Origin of the sequence: Micromonospora sp. NPDC005324 (genome assembly GCF_040607155.1) — a bacterium.
Lineage (GTDB): Bacteria > Actinomycetota > Actinomycetes > Mycobacteriales > Micromonosporaceae > Micromonospora > Micromonospora trifolii.
This window is the reverse complement of the sequence record NZ_JBEXGE010000036.1, coordinates 49,523-66,220: the sequence shown is the minus strand read 5'-3', so window position 1 is coordinate 66,220 and position 16,698 is coordinate 49,523. Positions and strand designations below refer to the sequence as shown.

15 protein-coding genes are annotated in these 16,698 nt (G+C 68.6%); 10 read left to right on the top strand and 5 right to left on the bottom strand.

The genetic code is table 11. The annotated features are described in order from the left end of the window. Nucleotides 1–32 precede the first annotated feature (32 nt). Both ABZS40_RS29030 and ABZS40_RS29025 read left to right on the top strand, forming a co-directional pair. Nucleotides 33–530: an LURP-one-related family protein gene (locus ABZS40_RS29030; protein WP_354946690.1), complete on the top strand. Its 498-nt coding sequence runs from the start codon at nt 33–35 to the stop codon at nt 528–530. 272 nt (nt 531–802) lie between these two features. Further along, complete coding sequence (locus ABZS40_RS29025) at nt 803–2,350, top strand: ricin-type beta-trefoil lectin domain protein (RefSeq protein WP_354946688.1); 1,548 nt, start codon at nt 803–805, stop codon at nt 2,348–2,350. Nucleotides 2,351–2,471: 121 nt separating this feature from the next. Here ABZS40_RS29025 and ABZS40_RS29020 read toward each other — a convergent pair whose 3' ends face one another. Next, nucleotides 2,472–3,557 carry a hypothetical protein gene (locus ABZS40_RS29020; protein WP_354946686.1) on the bottom strand — a complete coding sequence of 362 codons (1,086 nt, stop codon included), beginning with the start codon at nt 3,555–3,557 and terminating at the stop codon, nt 2,472–2,474. Between the two features lie 930 nt (nt 3,558–4,487). Between ABZS40_RS29020 and ABZS40_RS29015 the strand changes: the two genes are divergently transcribed. Beyond that, nucleotides 4,488–5,630, top strand: coding sequence for a low temperature requirement protein A (locus ABZS40_RS29015; protein ID WP_354946684.1), 1,143 nt, complete (start codon nt 4,488–4,490; stop codon nt 5,628–5,630). 102 nt (nt 5,631–5,732) lie between these two features. Here ABZS40_RS29015 and ABZS40_RS29010 read toward each other — a convergent pair whose 3' ends face one another. Further along, the gene (locus tag ABZS40_RS29010; protein ID WP_354946682.1) at nt 5,733–6,659 is read right to left on the bottom strand and encodes an NADP-dependent oxidoreductase; all 927 of its coding nucleotides are present in this window, start codon (nt 6,657–6,659) and stop codon (nt 5,733–5,735) included. A 380-nt stretch (nt 6,660–7,039) separates the two neighbouring features. On the opposite strand from ABZS40_RS29010, the gene ABZS40_RS29005 reads away from it, so the two are divergent. Further along, nucleotides 7,040–7,957 (top strand): CPBP family intramembrane glutamic endopeptidase, encoded by a 918-nt coding sequence (locus ABZS40_RS29005; RefSeq protein ID WP_354946680.1) that lies wholly within the window; start codon nt 7,040–7,042, stop codon nt 7,955–7,957. Here ABZS40_RS29005 and ABZS40_RS29000 read toward each other — a convergent pair. Next, nucleotides 7,944–8,702, bottom strand: a complete 759-nt coding sequence (locus tag ABZS40_RS29000) for a hypothetical protein (RefSeq protein ID WP_354946679.1) — start codon at nt 8,700–8,702, stop codon at nt 7,944–7,946. The genes ABZS40_RS29005 and ABZS40_RS29000 overlap by 14 nt on opposite strands. Before the next feature lie 145 nt (nt 8,703–8,847). On the opposite strand from ABZS40_RS29000, the gene ABZS40_RS28995 reads away from it, so the two are divergent. Both ABZS40_RS28995 and ABZS40_RS28990 read left to right on the top strand, forming a co-directional pair. Beyond that, nucleotides 8,848–9,342: a nuclear transport factor 2 family protein gene (locus ABZS40_RS28995; RefSeq protein WP_354946677.1), complete on the top strand. Its 495-nt coding sequence runs from the start codon at nt 8,848–8,850 to the stop codon at nt 9,340–9,342. 215 nt (nt 9,343–9,557) lie between these two features. Continuing rightward, a complete protein-coding gene (locus ABZS40_RS28990) occupies nt 9,558–10,019 on the top strand; it encodes a hypothetical protein (protein ID WP_354946675.1) in 462 nt (153 codons plus the stop codon). Between the two features lie 77 nt (nt 10,020–10,096). On the opposite strand, the gene ABZS40_RS28985 is transcribed toward ABZS40_RS28990, so the two are convergent. Further along, a complete protein-coding gene (locus ABZS40_RS28985; RefSeq protein WP_354946673.1) occupies nt 10,097–11,053 on the bottom strand; it encodes a GNAT family N-acetyltransferase in 957 nt (318 codons plus the stop codon). A 227-nt stretch (nt 11,054–11,280) separates the two neighbouring features. Beyond that, complete coding sequence (locus tag ABZS40_RS28980; RefSeq protein WP_354946671.1) at nt 11,281–12,675, bottom strand: endo-1,4-beta-xylanase; 1,395 nt, start codon at nt 12,673–12,675, stop codon at nt 11,281–11,283. 811 nt (nt 12,676–13,486) lie between these two features. On the opposite strand from ABZS40_RS28980, the gene ABZS40_RS28975 reads away from it, so the two are divergent. From ABZS40_RS28975 to ABZS40_RS28960, 4 genes are all read left to right on the top strand, one after another. Next, on the top strand, nt 13,487–14,368 hold the full coding sequence (locus ABZS40_RS28975; protein WP_354946669.1) for a hypothetical protein: 882 nt from the start codon (nt 13,487–13,489) through the stop codon (nt 14,366–14,368). Further along, on the top strand, nt 14,361–14,861 hold the full coding sequence (locus ABZS40_RS28970; RefSeq protein WP_354946667.1) for a SigE family RNA polymerase sigma factor: 501 nt from the start codon (nt 14,361–14,363) through the stop codon (nt 14,859–14,861). The genes ABZS40_RS28975 and ABZS40_RS28970 overlap by 8 nt, the downstream gene beginning before the upstream one ends. A gap of 227 nt (nt 14,862–15,088) precedes the next feature. Beyond that, complete coding sequence (locus tag ABZS40_RS28965) at nt 15,089–15,703, top strand: hypothetical protein (RefSeq protein ID WP_354946665.1); 615 nt, start codon at nt 15,089–15,091, stop codon at nt 15,701–15,703. Between the two features lie 46 nt (nt 15,704–15,749). Beyond that, nucleotides 15,750–16,607, top strand: a complete 858-nt coding sequence (locus ABZS40_RS28960) for a serine hydrolase (RefSeq protein ID WP_354946663.1) — start codon at nt 15,750–15,752, stop codon at nt 16,605–16,607. Nucleotides 16,608–16,698: the final 91 nt, after the last annotated feature.

The following is a 16,698-nucleotide window of genomic DNA, read 5'->3' as shown; positions in this document are numbered from 1 at the left end:
CACTTCGGCGTGTGGTGGGGGAGAATCGAATCATGTTTGTCATCAAGGAGCGGTTCTTCGCGATCGGCGACGACTTCGACGTGCTCGACGAGCACGGCACCAAGGTCTTCCACGTCGACGGCAAGGTGCTCAGCGTCCGCAACAAGGTCGTCATCGAGGACGCTTCCGGCCATGAGGTCGCCACGCTGCACCGGCACCTGGTGGCGCTGCGTTCCACGTACGAGATCCGGATCGGCGGCGAGAAGGCCGCAGAGGTCCGCAAGAAGCTGCTCACGCCGTTCCGCGACAAGTTCACCATCGACGTGCCGGGGCCTGACGACCTGGAGATGAAGGGTGACCTGCTCGACCACGAGTACGTGATCGAACGCGACGGCACCGAGGTGGCCTCGGTCTCCAAGCGGTGGCTGACGATCCGGGACACCTACGCCGTGCAGGTCACTGCCGGCGTCGACCCGCTGCTCATCATCGGCAGCGTCCTCGCGCTCGACCTGGCCATGGACCGCGACAAGAAGAAGAGCGACGAGGACTGACCTCGACGACAGCCGCGCTGCTCGGACCGGCCGCGTCGAGGCGGATGCCGAGCACGATATCGAGCGCGCGGCGGCACAACCCCCTGGCCGCGTCCCGGTAGCGACCGCGGTCTGCCGGTCCCCGAACGTCACCGACACCGGCATTGCATTGACATCAATTTATGCCTCGGTCACACTCTTCATGCGAGAGAGCGCTCTCTGCGTCGTCCCACACCTCCTCCGCCACCGCCGGTCCGCAGTTGATGTGCGGCCGGGAGCTGGAAGGAATCGCCATGAACCGTCTACCGAGGATGTTCGGCATCGCCGCCGTGGTGCTCGCCACGCTCGGACTCACGCCGACCGTGGGCTTCGCCGACCGGGGCCCGGCTCCGGACGCGCCGACCGCTTCGCCCACCCTGGACATGGATCCCGCGATGGTCGCCGCCATGCGGCGCGATCTGCACCTCACCGACGCCCAGATCGTCAAGCGGGTACGGGTTGAGGCCGTCGCGCCGGCTGTCGAGCGGCGGCTGCGCGAGAGGCTCGGCTCGTCGTTCGCCGGCGCCTGGATCCCGGCGGGCGGCGATCGCCTGACCGTCGCGGTCACCGACACCTCCGCCATGACCGTGGTACGCGCACAGGGCGCTGACGTCAGCGTCGTCTCCCGCAGCGAGAAGCAGCTCAACGCCACGCTGGCGGCGCTCGACCGACACGGCGCCAAGGCCGGCAGGAGCGTCCACGGCTGGTACATCGACGTCCAGGCCAACCGCGTCGTCGTGCGGGTGCAGCCCGGCGGCGAGCCGGCCGCCAGAGTGTTCGCCCGGGAGAGCGACGTCGCCGTCGACGCCATCGCCGTCGTCGAGGCCCCCGAAGCACCCCGGCCCCTGTACGACGTCCGCGGTGGCGACCAGTACGTCATCAACGGCAACACGCTCTGCTCGGTCGGCTTCGCGGTCGCCGGCGGCTTCGTCAGCGCCGGACACTGTGGCGGCGTCGGCAGCCCCACCCTCGGCTACAACAACGTCGCACAGGGCAGCTTCGCCGGCTCGTCCTTTCCCGGCAACGACTACTCGTGGATCCGTACCAACAGTTCCTGGACGCCCCAGCCGTGGGTCAACAACTACTCCGGCGGCAACGTGACAGTGGCGGGTTCGCAGGACGCCGCGATCGGCAGCTCGGTGTGCCGGTCCGGCCGTACGACCGGTTGGCGCTGCGGCACGATTCTGGGCCGCAACGAGACGATCAACTATGCCCAGGGCGCCGTCTCCGGCCTGAGTCGCAGCAACGCCTGCGCCGAGCCCGGAGACTCCGGCGGCTCGTGGATCTCGGGGAACCAGGCGCAGGGTGTGACCTCGGGCGGGTCCGGTAACTGCAGTTCCGGTGCCACGATGTGGTTCCAGCCGGTCAACGAGATCCTCAGCACGTATGGACTCAGTCTGATCACCACCGGCGGTGGCGGGAACACCCGCTTGATCAGTAACTGGAACAACAAGTGCATAGACGTGCCGTCGTCCAACTTCTCCGAAGGAGTACCGCTGCAGACCTGGGTATGCAACGGCACTGCCGCCCAGGCCTGGACGTTCAGTGGCGGGGCCCTGCGGTCGCAGAACAACACGTGCATGGACGTCTCCGGCGGGTCCACCGCCAACGGGGCGGTCGTTCAGCTCTGGTCCTGCAACGGCACCGGTGCTCAGCAGTTCGTCCTGTCGGCGGCCGGCGACCTGGTAAATCCGCAGGCCAACAAGTGCGTCGACATCGACGGCTGGAACGGCAACGACGGCGCGCGTCTGATCATCTGGGACTGCGCCGGCACCGCCAACCAGAAGTGGCGCCAAGGCTGACCGTTTCACGAGTCGGCCCGCGCACGGGAAGGCGGAGGAGTCCGACGTCGACCCTGCGATGACGTCAGGGGCGTTTACCGGGCCGGCGGCGGTGGAGACCGCCGGCGCGGCGCGGCGGGCGTCAGAGTCGGGAGGTGAAGGTGGCCAGGAAACGGTGCGGGGTGACTGTGCCGGTGTTGTCGAAGCAGATGACGTCAACGTCGGCGTTGGTGGTGTACGTCCAGGGTTGGGTGAGGTGGCAGTAGTTGCTGCCGGTGCCCTGCGCCACCACCTGGGCGTGTGTCTCCTTGATGCCGACCTGCGGGAAGGTCGCCAGGTAGCGGCCAGCGGGTGCCAGCGGCGCCACGGTGTTCGCACCCACACCGAGCACCGAGTTGTCGTTGGTCGGCCCGCCGACGGCGGTGCCCAGGTAGCCGAAGTACGACGGCGGTCCGAGCGAGCCGATCACCGGCCGCCGGCGGTGGTACGAGAGGACGAAGTCGGTGTTGATGAACGCGCCGGCCTGGTCGTAGCAGAAGACGTACACCTGCACGCCGCTGCCGACCGCGCTCCACGTGGAGACCTTGCAGCGACGCGGACCGGCGTTCGGCTGCACGGCGGTGACCTGCACGTTGCCGGCGAGGACCCCGGCCAGTCCCACCCCGGGCAGCCGTACCAGGTACTGCCCGACGCCCAGCGGCCCGACTGTGTTCACCGCACCCGTGGAGTTGTACGACTGCGCCACCAGGCCGCTGCTCCACTGCACGTACGCGTGGGAGGTGCCGGCCGGTAGCACGCCCGTGCTGGTCGTCCAGAGCACCGTGAACGGGGTGTCATCGCGCGTGCCGCCCGGCTTGTGGCACTGCACGTCGACGATCTCGTCGGCGCCGGACTGGAACCAGCGGACCACCTCGCAGTAGTGACCGGTCCGGTTCACCGGTGTCACGTGCGGCACACCCCGTGAGCTGGCACCTATCTGCGGGAAGCGGACCTGGAACCGGCCGGGTGCGAGCTTGATGCCGTCGGCCCAGGCGGCGGGGAACGCGGTCTTCCAGCTACCCCACTGCCGGCTGGTGTCCAGCACGGTCCAGACCGACACGGTGGGGTCCTTGACGTACGCGAAGCCCCAGCGATCGGCGGTGGCCGCCGCGGCCGGCGTGGGCGGCGCGAGCGCGCCGGCGGCCAGGACGGCGGCCAGTGTTGCGGTGACGAACGATCGGAGACGCATCTGTCCTCCAGTCGACGGGAACATGTCGCAGAGGAGTGTGCGCGTAGTGATCCCATGGTCACAGTCGGCTACCGCGTGCTGCGGTGTCGGCTGTCCGCTACTCGTGGCCGAATTTCTGCCCAGTGCACGGCGCACGTGGGGGGCGCCTCGAGTCTGCGACCGCAGCTCAGCGGAGGTGGTCGGCGAGGTTACGCACCGCCTCGTCGGACGCCTCATCGGATTCACAGGGCCGATGCCCTCTGATCGTGGGCGGAAAGATGTCGCCGGCCGGAGCTGTGACGTCGGACGGGTCGCGGAGCCGTCGGTCCACCGTCGCCTCCCGGTCGGATGCGGCGGGTGCCTCGTCGGGTCGTTGCGGCGGAAAGACGCGCCCGTCGACGCCCCCCGAGCTTGATGACCGGGTCCGATCGGGTTCCGGCCGGACGCATCCAGATGGCGAGGTTGATCAGCATGAAGGGCAGCAGGATCACCATCGCCAGCGTTCGCGCCGCGTTGCCAGCGGGCAGGTGGTTTCCCGGCCGGGGTCGGTAGAAGCCGCCCCTGTGGTCACCCGCCACCTGCTGCACGTGCGGTCGATCCAGGAGGTCATCCGGGCCGGTGGCGGACACCCCGTGCACCCGCAGTTCCACGAAGCCGTCAGGCCCAAGGCGTCCGCCCGCGTCTCGCTGATCCATCCGCTACCGGCCCCCCGGCGTGTACGCGGCTCACACCGACCCACTCGGCTGATCCGACGGCGCCGCGTGGCGCAAACGGGCGTACCCCACGAAGGGGGTTACAACCCCGTGCGGCATTCTTCGGGTATCGACTCGACGAGCCGCCCGGCGTGGTACCAATACCCGGATAGGCGAAGCCGGCAGGAATGGGCGGCCCATGTCGACAAGGGCAGCAGCGCTGCTTCGAAAACCCGGGCAACCGCAGCGACCGAGCCTTTTGGAACTCTTCTTCGACCTGGTCTTCATCTTTGCCCTCAATCGGGTCTCACAGCGGCTGGTCGAGGAGCTGACCGAGCAGCGTGTCGTCCTCATCGACGTCGGCGAGACGCTCCTGTTGCTGCTGGCCTTCATGGTGCTGTGGTTCGTCACGGCGTGGGTCACCGACCTCTACGATCCGCAGCGGCCGGAGCTTCAGGTGCTGGTCTACACGGCCATGCTCGGCGCGATGGTGATGGCAGTCGCGGTGCCGCACGCGTTCGGGGACAGGAGTCTGGCCTTCGCTGGCGCGTACGTCGCCGTTCACATCATCCGTGGCCTGATCGTCGTGCCGATACTGCGCGGCCACGAAGCTCAGCGCCGAGCCGCGGGGGTGCTCTTCTGGTTCACGTTGTCGGCAGTGCCGTGGATCGCCGGCGCGATCGTGACGGACCTGGCCCGCAGCCTGTTGTGGACGCTCGCGATCGCCATCGACGGCGCGGCACTGCTGCTGTTCTATCCCGCGCCGTGGTCCCGCCCCACTCAACGGCAGTGGCCCGTCCTGGCCGAATACCTGTCTGAGCGCTACCGACAATTCTTCATCATCGCTCTGGGTGAACTGATTTTGACGACCGGCTCGGCCTACAGCGACACGACGTTTCGCCAGGGCGGAGCCGCAGCAGCCTTCGCGGTCTCATTCATCACCACTGTGCTGCTGTTTCGCGTCTACGTCTTCAGGGCGGGCCAGCTGTTGCCCGAAGCCATCAGAGCCGCCGCTAAGCCCGCGCACCTCATCCGGGAGGCTTTCCTCGCGCACGTACTCATGGTGGCCGGGATCGTCGCCGTTGCCGTCGGATACGAGATCGTGATCGAACATCCGTTCGGGCACACCAACGCGGCGTGGATCCTCGTCGTCCTCGGCGGACCGATGCTCTTCCTGATCGGGCGGGCCTTGGTGGAACATGCCGTATTCGCCCGGGTGTCCCGCTCTCGGATCGTCGGCGCCGTGGCGCTTGCGGGCGCCTCGCCGTTCATGATCCTTCTGCCGCCGCTGGCCGTGGCCGTCATCGCCGTGATCGTCCTCGCCGGCATCGCCGCATCCGACGCCGTCCGAGCCACGGGGAAACCGCCCGAACGACCGCACCCGGCCAACGCCAGGCTGTGAGCGTCAAAGCTGTCACCGACCCGCACGCGTCCATCGGTCGTGTGGAGGCCGCTGCCAGGGCGCGGCGTGCTCCCGCATCCTGGCAGCGGCGTCGCCGGGTCTTCAGACGGCGACAGTGAGCACCAGTTTGCCGGCGGTGTGGCCGGTCTCCACGGCCGCCAGCGCCTCCGCGCTCTGGTCGAAGCTGAACGTGCGCGTGATCTGCGGATCGACGGTACCGTCCACCATCAGCGCGGCAACCGTCTCGAGTGACGCCCGGTCGAGGCGGCGGGGCAGGTACTCGCCGCCCAGCTCACTCACTGTGGCGTCGGCGGCCGACAGCAACTGCCGGGCATCCGTCACCAGCGCGGCCACCGACCGCAGCGAGTCGCCACCGACGAGGTCGATCAGGCCGTCGACACCGGACGGGGCGAGATCGCGTACCTGTCCGCGGAGGTCACCGGCGGTGTAGCTGGCGAAGGCGACGCCGAGCGACTCCGCTGCGGCGCGCTTGCTGTCGCTGCCTGTTCCGATGACCCTCAGGCCCCGCGTTTGGGCCAGCTGCGCGGTGACCTGCCCGGTGCTGCCCCCGACGCCGTTGATCAGCAGCGTCGAGCCCGCGGGCAGGTCGAGCCGGTCGAGCCCGTCGAGGGCTGTGGTGCCGGAGACCGGAATCGTCGCCGCCCACTCGTAGGGCAGGGTCTCCGGCTTACGCGCCGCGTTCGCCGCGGGCAGGACCGTCGTCTCGGCGTACGTGCCGGCGCCGCTGAGCGCGAACCCGAACACCGCGTCGCCCACCGCGACGCCAGTGACGCCGGCACCGACCGCGAGCACGTCACCGGCGGCCTCCATCCCCATCACCTGCGGAAAGGGCAGATGCCCGTTGAGCGCCCGGACGAGTCCGGACCGGAGCATGTGGTCGAGGCGGGCCACCCCGGCGGCCCGAACCTGGATCAGGATCTCCCCATCGCCGGGTCGAGGATCGGGCCGGTCGAAGTAGAATTGGACCTCCGGGCCACCGAAGGTGCGATACCCAAACGCACTGCTCATCGTCGTACTCCCTCGCTCGTTGTCGACCGGCGACGCTAATTGCTGACACCGATGTCAGGGGCAAGTTTGTGTAGTCCGGCTCACACGAACGCACTGCTGCCGTTGAGCGTCCAGTGGCCGTAGCCGTGGGTGGCCCTAGCTTCGAGGAAGCACGGTGATGGCCGCGATGGCGCTGTTGACGACGGTGGCCGTCACGGTGCGGGTCACGGCTGCCGCCGCAGCGTCGGCACCCCAGTTGCCCGGCGATCCCCACCTTGTGACGGTGGTCGGGACGCGTACGGCGAAATGTCACGGTGACGTGGTGACGCGGCGGCACTGCCGGCGAGGCGCGGCGAGCGCTGCAATGGGGATGCCCACCCCCTTCGGAAGGAAGCACCCCGATGAACGCAGGAAGCTCGCGCCTCCTGACGCCGGAGCATTCCCGGCCGGCCGTCGACAACTCCCGGCCGTTCGGCGCCCACCTCCGGATGAGCTGGTGGAAGCCGCTCGTGATCATCCTCGTGCCGCCGCTGGCGATGCTGGTGCTACAGGTTCTGCTCTACCAGATCGTGGGCGTCATCGAGGGCAGCGACGACCCGATGTCAGCGACCTTCACGCCGTTGAAGTTCCTGGCCGTCAACCTCAGCATCGGCGCGGCGGGCGCCCTGGCGATCCTGCTCCTGGTGTGGATCGCCAAGGTGCCGTGGCGCAGCCTGATCAGCTCACCCCGAGCCTTCGACGCACGCCGCCTGACGTTCTACCTGATCGGCGCGGCGCTGCTGGTGGGTGCCGGGATCGGTGTCGTGGCGCTGGTCGCGCCCGATGCCCCGGGCTGGACCGCCTTCGGTGTCACCGGCACGACGGTCGGCATGCTGGTGATCATCGTGCTGAGCACCCCGGTGCAGGCCGTCGGCGAGGAGCTGATGTTTCGAACTGCCGCGCTGCCCGCCGCCGCGTCCTGGGTGCGTGCGGTCCGCCCGGCCCTGGTCGTCGGGCTCGTCGTCTCCGGCCTGGGCTTCGCCGTGGTCCACGGTTCGGCTGACCCCTGGCTGTTCGGTTACTACACCGTGATCGGCATCAGCACTGGCCTGATGGCCATCATCAGCCGCGGCATCGAGGCCCCGGTCGCCTTCCACGTCGCCAACAACGTCCTGTTCACGACCGTCAACACGGTGATGGCCGACGGCGAGGCCTTCGCGATCGACCGGTCCACCGACTCCGGTGACGCGTCCCTGCTGATCCTCGGCGCCGTCAACATCGCCATGGTGGTGCTGGTCTGGCTGCACGAGCGGCGGGCCCGGGCCGTCAGTAGTCGGTGAAGGCGTTAACCCAGGCGGGCAGCTGTTCGGACGGGAGGAACACCTGGAGGTCGCCGACCGTCTGGGTCGCAGTGCCCCACACCTCGTACCGGCTCCCGGCGCTGATCGGGGTGCGGTCGCGCAGCAGCCCGTGGAGCAACTCCAGGGTGATGGTGTCCACCCGGCTGTGGAGTCGGGCGGTGTGCATCAACGCGAGCAGGCTCTGCCGGCGGGTCTCCGGATTGGGCGAGCGTAAGCCGCGGGCGACCCTGGGCAGGACCGCGTCGGTATCGGGGTTGTTGTAGACCAGAGCGATCAGTGCGGTCTCGACGTGCTGTTCCCCGCGGTCGAAGGCCGCATCGATGTCCGCCGGTTCGTGGCAGGCGTTGAGGTCGGCCCACTGCGCCTGCGTCAGCAGGCTCCCATACTCGAGCCGGCGGGTGACCTCGGTCTTCGTGGCCGCGTCCACCGTCTCAGGCAGGTCCTCGAACGAGGCGGGCAGGACATCCAGCAGGGATGCGACCTGCTGACCGTCGCGCACAGCCAACAACAGCATGCACCGCCAGTGCGGCGAGAACTCAGGCCGGTGCCTGGCCTGGTGCACCAGCACCGGCCACAGGTAGTGCACCGCTTCGGGGTCGGCGAACTGCGCCAGCCAGCCGGCACCGTGATTGCGGTTCAGACGGCACTCGATCGCCTGCGCGTCGAGCCGGATCAACTCCGACGTGTCGACAGCCTTGACTGTACGGGGAACACTCGAGCTCACCAGGCGAGTCTCCCATCCCAGGCGGCCCGACAAGCCCGCACTCGGATGCCGCGACGGCGTGGCCCTGGTCAGGAGGTCAGGCGGCGATCCCGGTACGCCAGCCGGGGGTCGTCGCGATGTCCACAGCAGATATGGGGGAGTACCAGTGGATCAGTCGTATGACTCCGTCGCCGCCTGGCGGACCGCCGGCGAGGCCCGTGACGCCGCCGGTGCGGTCGCCGCCCTCAGCCCTGACGTCACACTGGTCTCGCCGATCACGGAGCGGTTCACCCTCCAAGGCCGCCAGCAAGTACGCACCCTGCTCGAAGTGGCCCTGGCCGCGATCGACGACATCACCTACACCGACCAGATCGCCGAGGGCCGCACAGTGGCGCTCTTCTGCGAGGCGCAGGTCGGCGCGGTGCGTCTCTACGAAGCCCAGCGACTGCGCCTGGGCGCCGACGGCCTGATCAGCGACATCACCCTCTACGTCCGGCCCTTGCCGGCGCTCACCCTCCTGATGGCTCGCCTCGGGCCCGACCTGGCCCGGCGCAACGGACAGTCGGGCCTGGCCCGGCTGATTCCGTTCGCCAGCGGCGCGATGCACTCGATGGCCGCCACCGGTGAACGGAGGATCATGCCGAGAGTGGCACCCCGGTAGCAGCCCTTGCTGTCGGCAACTGCCGCCGAGAACGCCGCTGCCCATCGGAGACGCCTCATCCAGTCGGCACCTCGCTCTGCCGGGGGAGTGGAATCGACCCAGGGAGGGAGGCGTCACGGTGTTGGCTTGGCGAGGATGCTGGTATGCCCTCTTTCAGAGGCCGTCGCTGGGCGTACGGCGCCTTCGCTTGGTTGATCTTCTTTGTGGTGTCCCACGTGATCGTGGTGTTCTTCCCCGGGGATGATCCAACCGGTGATGGACCGTGGGGCATGAGGGCCTATGTGATCTTCAACGTGGTGCTCATTTCCATGTCGGCCATCGGAGCAGCCGTCGTTCTCGCCACAGTCCGCCCGCCGGCTCGACACCTTCCCCGGTGGCTACTCCTGACGCCACTGTTGTCCGGCAGCATGCTGCTCGTCATCCGGGGTGTTCCAGGAATGGTCGAGAATCTTCTGATGGTCACCGGTATCCGTCGCGGTGGTTTCGTGGGTGCGGCGGACATCTCCACGGGCGAGTTCTGGACCGGCATCGGCATCAACACCTACTTCTTCGCAGGAGCAGTGTTGCTGGTTGGGACAACCGTCTCCTACGGCTGCCGATCCGCGGAGAGCGCTCCGGACAGCCGTCATCCTCGTTCCGTCGAGCCGGGCGACGACGAACCCGCCCGCTGCCGGTAGCACCGCCGCCAGCTCGACCAGAGCGCTGCGCGAGCAGACCACTACCTCATCGGTGGAGCCGTCCCACCAGCCGCTCATCATTCAGGCCCGCCGTGGTCGACGTGGTTCCGCGAGCTCAGCGCCTCGCGGACGATGACCAGGTTGGCCATGTCGACGACCGGCCGGTAGCCGAGGGCGGCGTAGATCTTGTTCGAGGTCGGGTTGGCTTGGTCGGTGAACAGGCAGACCCGCGCGCCCTCGGCCTGGATTCGCCGGGAAACCTCAGCGACCGCGTTGCTGGCCCACCCCCGTCCGCGCTGGGCCGGCGGTGTGTACACCGGGCCCAGGCGGGCCACCCCGAACGACGGTGGGTTGGCGCCGGTGAGGTGCACCGGCTCCCCAGTTTCGTCGACCCAGAACCACAGCCGTCCGGCGTGGAGCCGACGCAGCATCTCCACGCGGTCGGGCGCTTCGTGCGCGCTGGCACCGCGCGGGCGGCCCGCCTGTTCGTCGGCGTCGCCCATGAACGCGGCGGACCACTCCGTGACCAGTCCCACATCGCTCTCGGTCGCAACCACCAACCCGCCCGGCGCCGGTGGCGGCCACGTCAGCTCGCCGAGCTCGTGCAGCCGTGTGTGCTGGTTGACCTGGACTCGGCCGCCGCCGAGGCGGGTCAGCTCGGTGGCGCACAGATCAACGGCGGGCAGGGCCCCGTTGACCGCGAGGACCTCCTCCCCGCGCTCGTGCAACGCGCGGGCCAGCGCAACGGCCGCCTCGTCGGGCATGGGCAGCAGGAATGGCGGATAGGGGGCGTACGGCGCCGTGCGCATCCCGGCACCGACAACGGCGCCGGAGTCGTCGCAGACCACCAGCCACCAGTTGCGGTCGGGCTGCGAGATCCCCTCGGCCCGCTGCGACAAGTGCCGGTTCGCGATGGTGGTCACGACCGTGCTGACGACCGGATCGGCGCTCAGGTAGTCACCGGCAGCGGCCAGGAACTCGCCCGGATCGGCGCAGAATCGCAGCCGCAGTCCGCCCCTCGGGACAGTGCTCATCCGCGTACGCTAACCACCGCTTACCACATCGACACGGGAATTTTGGGCGACCCGAGGACCTGCGAGCGCCCAGCCATCCGTGAGTCAGGCGTCGCCGCCCTCCGGTCACGTGATGCGGGCGGACCCGGCGCGACGCCGGGTCCGCCCGTTTCAGGTGTGCTGGATCTCGCCCTGCCGCTGGTCGACCTGCACACCCTCGAACAGGCGGTTCGCGGAGCCGGCCGTGATCAACGTGCGAGGGCGGCGAGCCGGAACTGCTGGTTGGTTTGTCCGTGGCAGTCGTAGAGCTGGATCTGGGCTCCGTTGGTTGTGCTCCAGGCGTCGAGGCATCGTCCGGACTGGACGTTGCTGATGGTGCCGTTGGAGTTGATGTTCCACTGTTGGTTGGTCTGGCTGTGGCAGCTGTAGATCTGTACTGCTGCGCCGTTGGCGGTGCCTGCCGCGTCGAGGCACATGGTGCCGTACACCTGGAGTTGTTTGCTTGAGGTGTAGGCCCATGCCTGGTTGGTTTGCTTGTTGCAGTTGTAGAGCTGGACCCGGGTGCCGTTTGTGGTTGCGGCGTTGGGTACGTCGACGCACCGGCCGGACTGCGTACCGACGATCTCGCTGGCGGAGCCGGGTGGCACGGTGGGGGTGGGCCCGGGGGTGGTGGGCGTGGGAGTGGGGCCGGCGCTGTTCAGCGCCTCAAGGGTGGCCGTGTAGGCGGCCTTCTTGTTGCCGTTGCAGTCGAAGAGCAGCGGAGTGCCGCCGGAGCGCCACGAGTCGCAGTCCCGCACCCCCCACACCGTGAGCCCGTTGCAGCGAGCCACGGCAAGGCAGTCGTTGACCACACTGCGGTAGGTGTTGGCCTGCGTCGTGCCGGATCCCTCGATGTCCAATTCGGTGACCTGCACGTCCACCCCGAGAGCGGCGAAGCTGGACAGGGTGGTGCGGTAGTTGCTGTTGTACGGCGAGTTGGCGTTGAAGTGCGACTGGAAACCGACGCAGTCGATCGGAACCCCACGGGACTTGAAGTCGCGCACCATGGTGTACACGGCTTGCGTCTTGGCCCAGGTCCAGTTGTCGGTGTTGTAGTCGTTGTAGCAGAGCTTCGCGTTCGGGTCCGCCGCGTCGGCGGCGCGGAACGCCGCCTCGATCCAGTCGTTGCCGGTGCGCTGGAGGTTCGAGTTGCGTCGGGCGCCGCTGTTGCCGTCCTCGAACGCCTCGTTCACCACATCCCACGAGTAAATCTTGCCCCGGTAGTAGGTGGCCACCCGGGTGACGTGGTTCAGCATCGCGCTACGTAGCGCGGTGCCCTCCATGCTCTGCATCCAGCCCGGCTGCTGCGAGTGCCAGGCCAGGGTGTGGCCGCGGACCTTCCAGCCCCGGGAGATGGCGTGGTTCACGATCCGGTCCGCGTTGCTGAACGTGAAGTTGTTCTGCTGTGGCTCGGTCGCGTCGATCTTCATTTCGTTCTCGGGAGTGATGCTGTTGAACTCGCGGTTCAGGATCGTCGTGTAGGCGCTGTCGTAGAGTTTGTTGGCGGCGACGGCGGCACCGAAGTACCGGCCGGACTGGGCTGCGGCGGCGCCGAGGGTCGTCTCGGCGGCCTGGGCGAGGTTGGGCAGCAGCGACACGGCCATGGCCAGAATTATCGCGGCTGTTCCGGAAAATGTGAGCGTTCGCAGTCGGGTGCGTCCGACGGGACGGGTCCGGGAGACCATGCTGATCCTCCAGTGGCGGGTAGGAGATTCCTGTCGCTGTTCCGTTGGGAGGCCCTCGTTCGGGTGGCGGCGGCCACGATGGTGAGTCCGCTCGAGCGGACCGCGACCCACGTCAGGCGTCCGCCCGGATGCGAGTCGGCTCCGGCTGCCTGGCCAGCGGGTGAAGGGGTGGTGACATGGAGGCCCGGTCGCCCGTCGGGGAGTGGTTGCGGGCGCTGGGCTCTTTCGGTGGTGGACGTGGTCACCTGGCAGGTGGGTGGGCCTGACGGTCGTGGGGAGCGCCTCCAGTGCTGAAGTGATCTTGTTAACGTTCATACTTGTCGATGGCTCTCAGGCTGGCAGAAATTTCCAGAGTTTTCAACCGGTAGTTTCGGGCTTGTTACGGATCAGCGAGTCGCCACGCACCATGGCTGGCCGGCTCCGCGTCAGGCGGTGGCGCCAGCATTGCTGCCCCCGCCAGCATCTGACCGTTCGCGGCGACGCGTTGGTCGGCGTCGCGCTGGCATTCGACCTAACCTCCTAGGACGCTGTGCGGGTTGTGCCTTGACCAACTGTGTCGCCCGAAAACGTGACGCTGCGGAGGTGGCCGCACACGTGCTGAAGCAGCGCGTCAGCTGACCGGGGCGGCTGAAAATTCACGCCGAATAGCGGTAACCAAATCGGCTGGCCAACCCGTCGTGTCAGTGATGGATCGCCACTGCGGGCGGCCGGCCGAGGAGGGATGAGGGACATGGGCGACGTCCGTGGGCGTTTCAGGGACGATCTGGCCCGACACCCTGCCCCGCCGTTGGGGGACCTGGTCCAGCAGTCGGTGATGCAGGGCCGCCGACTGCGCCGCCAGCGCCGCCTGGCGCAGGTCGGTGCCGGCGGATCGGCGTTGGCCATGCTGCTCGTGATCGGCCTGGCCGCCGGGCCGCTCGGCGTCGGTGCGGATGACGTCGGTCAGCCCGGCGAGGGGCCGAAGGTGGTTTTACCAGGTGGGTCGGCAGACACCGCCACGCCGTCCCCGGCGGCGCCCTCGGACGGCGCTCCGGGCCGGTTCGAAGAGGGCACCGACAGAGACCCCTCTCGGTCAGTGCGGCCGACTCCCTCGACCACGGTGATCGACACCGTGGGGATCGGGGCGGGGCCGGACGGCGAGCTGCTGACCACCACGCCGCAGGGCGCGCTGGAACTGCTGACCCGGCTTCTGCCCAAGGGGAGTACCAGCGGTTACGCGAATCTGGAGAGCAGCGGGGCGGGCCCCGGCATGCCGTACGTCCAGCTCTACCTGGACCGAGGCGACGGACCGGGCATGCTGCGGCTCTCCATCTACCGGGACCGCCTCGGCGGCGACCCCGCCCCGGGGACGGTGGAGCTGACCGAGGTACCCGACAACTGCGTGCAGACCCAGATGGTCACCGTGCACCACCGCGCTGGCCTCCAGGTCGATCTCATGATCTCCACCTGTCTGGCCTGGGACGCCAAGGGAACCTCGCCGGCACCGCCCGTTCTCTCCGTGAAGGAGGCGACCGGGATCGCCGCCAACCCGATCTGGGAGACGAAACTGCCGGCCGAGTTCGTCATCAACGGTGCCAAGAGGTTCCCAGAGCTGGCCCGGTCGAATGGCTGACGACGACTTCGTGGAGTTCGCGCAGGCGACAGTTGGCCGGCTGCGCGACGCGGCGTTCCTGATGTGCCGCGACTGGCATCTCGCGCAGGACCTCACGCAGACGACGCTGGCCAAGGTGTACGCCAACTGGAGGCGGGTCCGCCGGGCCGACGACCCCCACGCGTACGCCCGCAAGGTGCTGCTGCGCTGCATGATCGATCAGCAGCGGCGTCGCTCCAGCCGCGAGTTGGCGATGTCGGCGCCGCCGGAGCGCAGCGAGGAACATCCGGCCGAGCTGCGCATGACGTTGCTGGACGCGGTCGCGACCCTGCCCTTGCGGGACCGGGCGATCATCGTCCTGCGTTACTGGGACGACCTGAGCGTGGAGACAACCGCCGAGGTTGTGGGCGTCTCCACCGCGGTCGTCAAGAGCCAGAGCATGCGCTCTCTCAATCGCCTGCGCGAGTTGCTCGGCGAGACCCGTTCCGAGCTGTTCGCCGAGGAACGCCATTGACGGGTGCCGTCTGCCGCCGGGGTGCGGCGGATCCCGGTGGTGTCGGACCGCCGGCCGGCAACCGCCGCGCCGGTGCTGCGGCGACGAACGTGCCACCACGCGTCGTCGGCTGCAGCGCCACCTGCGATGGCAAGGATCTGCGTTTGGGGAGGTTGTCGGTGTCCGTATCGAGCAGCAGGACGAGCCGGGGCCGGATTCGTGGCAGAGGCCGAGGTTCGCTCGCCGTCGTGCCGGCGGTCATGTCGGCGTTGATGGTGCTGGCCGCAGGGTGCCATCGGGGGGCGTCCGGTGTCGGCCCCGACGAGGTGCACACCACAAACGCGGAACGGGGTGACCCGAGCCCGCTGCTGGGGGCGGGCGATCTGGGAGCGGACTGGCATGAGGACGACGCGCGAACCGGTCTGGCGTCCTGGCCGTGGGAGCAGGACAGCTGCCCCCACTACAAGAGCAGCGACTACCCGGCCAAGTCGCATCGGCGCGCTGCCGTGGAGCGCTACTACCGGCTGTCTGACGGCTCGTCGCCGGCGCACCACGTCGTGGAGACGTACGAACCTGGGTGGGCCGAGCGGAACGTCGAGGACGTCCGTCGGGTCCTCCTGCGGTGCGCGAGCTACCCGGTCCTCGGATCGCAGGTCTCGTTCGACGTCGTCGATCCGCACTATCTGGAGGGCGCCGGCATGCTCGTTCGAGGTCGCATCGCGCGTGCGGACACCCCGAACACCGTCACGTACTTCGTGATGCTGAGACGAGGCGAGACGGTCTCGACGGTCCGCCTGCCCGATCCGGGCAGCCAGGTCGTGGTGCATCAGATCGCGGCGAGGGCGGCGGCCCGCCTTGGCTGAGCGGGGTAGGCAGCTGCCGCGCCGCTGGGTCATCTCCGCGGCCACCATGTCGCTGGCCGGCGTCGCGACGGCCGCCTTCGGCGCCACGCGCGGTCGCGACGGCGACGGGACCGGACCATTGCACGGTTCTTCCCCTGCCAGTCCGATCCCCACGACGCCGGCAATCGACCGGATCGACCAGGCGAGCACGCGCATCAGGGCCTACGTGCAGCGGTACGACGGCCACCTGGAGGTCGCGGCACTGGATCGAGAAGGGGCGGCTTCGGTGACGGTCGGCGCCAAACGGTTCGAGACCGCCAGCATCGTCAAGGTCAACATTCTCGCGGCTCTCTTGTTGCGCCAGAACCCGCCGGGCAAGGCCCTGGGTTCTGACACCCGGCGGATGGCCGAAGCCATGATCGTGTCCAGTGACAACGACGCGGCGGTGGCCCTGTGGCAGCGGATCGAGGGCTCGCGTGGGCTCAACGCCGCCAACCGCGTGCTCGGTCTGCGCGAGACCAAGCCCAACTCGCACTGGGGACTCACCACGACCACTGTCGCCGACCAGCTCCGTCTGCTGACCGCGCTGACGTCGCCGACGGGACCGCTGACCCCCCAGGACCGTACCTTCGTCATGGGCCTGATGAAGAAGGTGATCCCCGAGCAGCGATGGGGAGTCACCGCCGCGCGGGAGCCGGGCAGTGGTTCCGAGTACGTCAAGAACGGCTGGGACACCGTTGATGCTGACGGGGGTCGCTGGCTGGTCAACAGCATCGGGCGGATCGTCGAGGCCCGTCATGACTGGCTGATCGCCGTGCTCTCCGACCATCACGTGAGTCAGAAAGAGGGCATCCGCGTCGTCGAGAAGGCCGCCACCTACGTGCTCAAGGAGCTGCGCGCCGCCACCGCGGAAAATAGCTTCTGATCCGTCGTCCCGACCCTGTCGGAATTCAGCAGCAGCGGTACGCCGTTCACCGGGTGAGAACTACGCTCTGTCGGGCGCCGCTTCGCGTTGT

Excerpts from the sequence above, each read along its gene's own strand:
- ABZS40_RS28985 (WP_354946673.1), bottom strand. The coding sequence starts at position 11,053 with ATGAGCACTGTCCCGAGGGGCGGACTGCGGCTGCGATTCTGCGCCGAT.
- ABZS40_RS29030 (WP_354946690.1), top strand. The coding sequence starts at position 33 with ATGTTTGTCATCAAGGAGCGGTTCTTCGCGATCGGCGACGACTTCGAC.
- ABZS40_RS29025 (WP_354946688.1), top strand. The coding sequence starts at position 803 with ATGAACCGTCTACCGAGGATGTTCGGCATCGCCGCCGTGGTGCTCGCC.
- ABZS40_RS29020 (WP_354946686.1), bottom strand. The coding sequence starts at position 3,557 with ATGCGTCTCCGATCGTTCGTCACCGCAACACTGGCCGCCGTCCTGGCC.
- ABZS40_RS28970 (WP_354946667.1), top strand. The coding sequence starts at position 14,361 with ATGGCTGACGACGACTTCGTGGAGTTCGCGCAGGCGACAGTTGGCCGG.
- ABZS40_RS28960 (WP_354946663.1), top strand. The coding sequence starts at position 15,750 with ATGTCGCTGGCCGGCGTCGCGACGGCCGCCTTCGGCGCCACGCGCGGT.
- ABZS40_RS29005 (WP_354946680.1), top strand. The coding sequence starts at position 7,040 with ATGAACGCAGGAAGCTCGCGCCTCCTGACGCCGGAGCATTCCCGGCCG.
- ABZS40_RS29010 (WP_354946682.1), bottom strand. The coding sequence starts at position 6,659 with ATGAGCAGTGCGTTTGGGTATCGCACCTTCGGTGGCCCGGAGGTCCAA.
- ABZS40_RS28975 (WP_354946669.1), top strand. The coding sequence starts at position 13,487 with ATGGGCGACGTCCGTGGGCGTTTCAGGGACGATCTGGCCCGACACCCT.
- ABZS40_RS28980 (WP_354946671.1), bottom strand. The coding sequence starts at position 12,675 with ATGGCCGTGTCGCTGCTGCCCAACCTCGCCCAGGCCGCCGAGACGACC.